General features: G+C 54.9%; 3 protein-coding genes. All 3 read right to left on the reverse strand.

What is annotated here, in order from left to right:
- Window positions 1-37: 37 nt before the first annotated feature.
- Window positions 38-820 carry an indole-3-glycerol phosphate synthase TrpC gene (trpC, locus tag BDE01S_RS10385; protein WP_066081265.1) on the reverse strand — a complete coding sequence of 261 codons (783 nt, stop codon included), beginning with the start codon at window positions 818-820 and terminating at the stop codon, window positions 38-40.
- 174 nt (window positions 821-994) lie between these two features.
- Window positions 995-1,234 (reverse strand): trimeric intracellular cation channel family protein, encoded by a 240-nt coding sequence (locus tag BDE01S_RS11750; protein ID WP_245934311.1) that lies wholly within the window; start codon window positions 1,232-1,234, stop codon window positions 995-997.
- A 17-nt stretch (window positions 1,235-1,251) separates the two neighbouring features.
- Window positions 1,252-1,608: a trimeric intracellular cation channel family protein gene (locus BDE01S_RS11755; RefSeq protein WP_245934310.1), complete on the reverse strand. Its 357-nt coding sequence runs from the start codon at window positions 1,606-1,608 to the stop codon at window positions 1,252-1,254.
- Between the last annotated feature and the right edge of the window lie 60 nt (window positions 1,609-1,668).

Raw genomic sequence — 1,668 nt, forward strand, 5'->3', positions numbered from 1 at the left:
TTTTGTAGTTGAACGGCTATATCATCAAACAACAGCCTTAAAACAACTTCTTCACTTCCGCTTCGATGTCGTCCGCCCGCATGAAGGTTTCGCCGATGAGGAAGGTATGCACGCCGTGGCCGCGCATGAAATCAACATCGTTTTTATCGCGGATACCGCTTTCGGTGACGACGGTTTTCCCTTGCAGCGCAGGCAGCAGATTCAGCGTTTGCTGCAGGGAAACTTCGAATGTGCGCAGGTTGCGGTTGTTTACGCCCGCCAGCGGCGTGGTCAGGTTGCGGCATTTGGCCAGCTCGCTTTCGTCGTGCAGCTCCAGCAAAACCGTCATGCCCAATTTGTGGGCGGTGCGCTCCAGCTGCTCCAATTGCTCTGCTTCCAGCGCGGCGGCAATCAGCAGGATGGCGTCCGCGCCCCATGCGCGGGCTTGGTAAACCTGATACGGGTCAATCATAAAATCTTTGCGCAACACCGGCAGCGATACGGCGGCTCGGGCTTGTTTCAAATATTCGGGCGAACCTTGGAAATACGGTTCGTCGGTCAATACCGACAAGCAGGCGGCACCGGCGTTTTCATATGATTTGGCAATCTCGGCGGGATGGAAATCGGCGCGGATCAGCCCTTTGCTGGGGCTGGCTTTTTTCACTTCGGCAATCACGGCGGGCAGGTTTTGCGCGTGTTTGGCTTGGATGGCGGAGTAGAAACCGCGAACCGGCGGGGCTTCGGCGGCCAGTTGTTTCATTTCTTCCAACGGCAAGGCGGCTTTTTGTGCGGCGACTTCTTCGGCCTTGGTGGCGAGGATTTTGTTCAGAATGTCGGTCATGGTGCGCTTTCGGAGAACAGGAGTGTAGGGTGTGTGCGGTACGCACGCACGCGTTTTTGGGCGTTTGGGTCATGGGAAAACGCGTGCGTAACTTACGCCATACACCCTATCAGAATAATAAATTTTTCAGACGGCCTATCTTACCATCAACAGGCCGTCTGAAACATATGCGCATTACAATTTCGGCAGCCTCAGCTGCTTTTTGTACGCCCACATTCTGAGTGCGTAGCCGCTAAACAATAAAATCTGCAAAGTCAAAGGGTTGACCATACGGAAATGGTCGAGCAGATACAGAACGAAGGCGACAACCACCGCCACCGATCCGTAAAAGCCTTCGCGCATAATCACCGGAATATCGTTTACCAGCATATCGCGTACAATGCCGCCGCCGACCGCGGTGACGAAACCCATCATCACCACGCCGAAGACGTTTAAATTGTAAAGCAGCCCGACTTGCCGACTTGCGCGCCGATGAGGGTAAACGCCACCAATCCGAGCGAGTCGGCCCACACAAACGCCTGCGCCAGCACTTTTTTCTGCGTGTGCTGCAATTTAAACAGATAAGCCGCCGCCAGCGTGACGGCGATGACGGCGAGCGGGGCGTATTCCACGAATATCATCGGCGTGCGCCCCACCAAAACATCGCGCACCATGCCGCCGCCGGTGGCGGTGAGCAGGGCGCAAATCAATACGCCGAGCATATCCAGCCGCTTGCGCACGCCGACCAGATAACCGGCCAGAGTGAAGGCGGCGGTGCCGATGATGTTGATGAAGTCGAATGAGGTCATGGGTTTTTGTTGTGTAAACAAATAGTTGGTTGCAGGCCGAGACCTTTGAAAAAATATTTA

Origin of the sequence: Bergeriella denitrificans NBRC 102155 (assembly GCF_001592185.1) — a bacterium.
In the GTDB taxonomy this organism is placed as follows: Bacteria; Pseudomonadota; Gammaproteobacteria; order Burkholderiales; family Neisseriaceae; genus Neisseria; species Neisseria denitrificans.